Annotated in this window: 3 protein-coding genes; 2 read left to right on the forward strand and 1 reads right to left on the reverse strand. The window is 50.2% G+C overall.

What is annotated here, in order from left to right; genetic code table 11:
• The first annotated feature begins 146 nt into the window (after positions 1-146).
• Positions 147-1238, forward strand: a complete 1092-nt coding sequence (gene thrC, locus H6S82_RS28245) for a threonine synthase (protein ID WP_190472866.1) — start codon at positions 147-149, stop codon at positions 1236-1238.
• Here the strand turns inward: thrC and H6S82_RS28250 are convergent.
• Entirely contained in the window at positions 1183-1773 is a 591-nt protein-coding gene (locus tag H6S82_RS28250) for a hypothetical protein (RefSeq protein WP_190472870.1), read from the reverse strand. The two genes, thrC and H6S82_RS28250, sit on opposite strands and share 56 nt — an antisense overlap.
• Before the next feature lie 71 nt (positions 1774-1844).
• On the opposite strand from H6S82_RS28250, the gene H6S82_RS28255 reads away from it, so the two are divergent.
• The coding region (locus H6S82_RS28255) for a YihY/virulence factor BrkB family protein (RefSeq protein WP_191057109.1) at positions 1845-2653 on the forward strand (809 nt) is incomplete at its 3' end.

Raw genomic sequence — 2653 nt, forward strand, 5'->3', positions numbered from 1 at the left:
CCCTAGCCCCTCTCTTCCCTCTTCCCTAGCCCCTAATCCCTAACCCCTAGCCCCTCTCTTCCCCCACTTCCTGTCTGCACCGTTCCCCATCCGCGCTAAACTAAGGTGTACCCGGAGTATTTCTACATTCGCGCTGTTCATCTATTGTGACTGTAAGTCTTTCCCTTGCTGAATCCAAACTAAAAAGCTGGCCTGGTTTAATCGAAGCGTACCGTGCTTATCTGCCAGTAACGTCATCCACGCCGGTAGTTACCCTCTTGGAGGGGAATACGCCTCTGATTCCCATTCCGGCGATCGCATCTCTCATTGGCAGACAGGTGCAAGTTTACGTAAAATTTGACGGCCTCAATCCTACCGGCAGTTTCAAAGACCGGGGGATGACTATGGCAATTTCCAAAGCAAAGGAAGCAGGTGCTAAAGCAGTCATCTGTGCCAGCACCGGCAATACCTCAGCATCAGCAGCTGCCTATGCCCGCCGTGGCGGAATGCGGGCATTTGTCTTGATCCCCGATGGCTACGTAGCCCTGGGCAAATTGGCGCAAGCTTTGCTGTATGGCGCTGAAGTGCTGGCAATTAAAGGAAATTTTGACCGGGCACTCGCGATTGTGCGCGAGATGGCAGAAAACTACCCGGTCACCCTGGTTAACTCAGTCAATCCCTACCGACTGGAAGGACAGAAAACTGCGGCATTTGAAGTGGTAGATGCCCTGGGTGACGCACCAGACTGGTTATGTATCCCCGTCGGAAATGCCGGTAATATTACAGCATATTGGATGGGATTTTGTCAATACCATCAAGAAGGTAAGTGCGATCGTCTGCCGCAGATGATGGGATTTCAAGCAGCAGGGGCAGCTCCGATCGTCACAGGTAAGCCGGTGTCTCACCCAGAAACGCTGGCAACGGCTATTCGCATTGGCAATCCGGCAAGCTGGGAAAAAGCGATCGCCGCCGCCGAAGCCAGCCAAGGGGGATTCGCAGCCGTTACCGATGAAGAAATTTTAGAGGCGTATCGTCTGCTAGCTTCCCAAGAAGGCATTTTTTGCGAACCGGCCAGTGCAGCTTCCGTAGCTGGGATGCTAAAAGTCAAAAACGAGATTCCAACAGGTGCGAAAGTAGTTTGCGTCCTCACCGGCAATGGACTTAAAGACCCCGATACCGCTATTAAACACTGTCACAATCAGTTTAAAGACGGGGTGGAGCCGGTCTTGTCGGCGGTAGCTGAAGTGATGGGTTTTTAAAGCTGGGTAAGTGGGCAGGATGGGAAGACCCCGGCAACTTGTCAGGCTGGGGCCGATCCTGCTTAACTGGAGTTGCTTTAAACTCAGTCGGATCGGTATCTCGCTGCTTGGTGAGCAAATCGATCGTGTCCCCCAAGGCAGTAGTCAGACTTTGGCGAGTTTGGGCGTGCGCCTCCCGTTCTGCTTTCAAGGCTTCTGCAAGACGATCGCGTTCTAACAGCACTTCTACCAGTTTATGCTTCAATGCCTCAACGCTTTGCAACTGTTGCAGTTCTGGGGAACTCGCAGAAATATCCGCAACTTCATCTAATTTGGCAGCAAAATCAACTTTAAGTTGGTCAATTTCTGCCTTAAGCTTGTCTATAGTTTGCTGTGCTAACTTAGCATCAGCGCGGCGTTGTTCTGCTTCTGTATTGTAAAGTTGACTCCATCTAGCAGCGCTATCGACCGCAAGATCGCGATCGCTTTGAGCTTGCGCCACTTGTTGTCGCAGCGCGTTAATTTCCTCTATCCACTGCTTTACATCGTAGTTCATCTGTGTATTTCTTAGTTGGTAGGGTGAGCATCGCCCACCATAAGTTGTTAGATTTGCTCAATTATAAAAATATGATATTTGCCCGTTTTTTTCGTTTTTTTCAGCACTTAAATTGGGCAACGCTGAAGAGAACTTTCCAGCGTGCCGGACAGCAGCGCTTGCCCGGACTTGCGGCGGAAATGACCTACAACGCTATGTTAGCCCTGTTTCCATCAATTTTGGCACTGCTAACGGCGATCGGATTGTTTGATTGGTTACAATCTACCTTTAGATACTTGGCGGCACAACTGGGTAATATTGCCCCTCAAGAAGCGCTGTTTCTGATCAAAGGGTTTACAAATACGATCGGCCTCAGCCAAAACCAAGGATTGTTTTCCCTCAGCTTTATTATCGCCTTATGGACTGCTTCTGGAGCCCTAAGTGCGGCTATGGACGCTCTCGATCGCATCAATCAAATTCCCCGAAAGCAGCGGCGACCGTTTTGGAAAGCCAAGTTAGTTTCTCTCGGTCTCACAATCGGTACGATTTTTCTACTAATTGCCGCATCTTTCCTAGTTTTTATCAGTGACTGGCTCGTGCAAATAGCAGCTCGCCAAACTGGTCATCTAGAGCCAGAACTGCTATCGATTTGGCGGCTGTTCAGTTGGCCTACTGCTTTGGTAATTATTGCATCTGCGATCGCCTTTATTTATCGCTATGGCCCCAGCCGCTGGACTAGGGGAACGCCCATCATGCCGGGAGCGATCCTTGCCTCCGTCTCTTGGGCTATTGTATCGGCTGGATTTCGCCTTTACGTATCTAACTTCGGCAATTACAACGCCGCCTACGGTGCTGTCGGTGCGGCGATCGTATTAATGCTATGGCTCAATTTATCTTGTTT

Source organism: Planktothrix sp. FACHB-1355, assembly GCF_014748295.1.
Lineage (GTDB): Bacteria > Cyanobacteriota > Cyanobacteriia > Cyanobacteriales > Aerosakkonemataceae > Aerosakkonema > Aerosakkonema funiforme_A.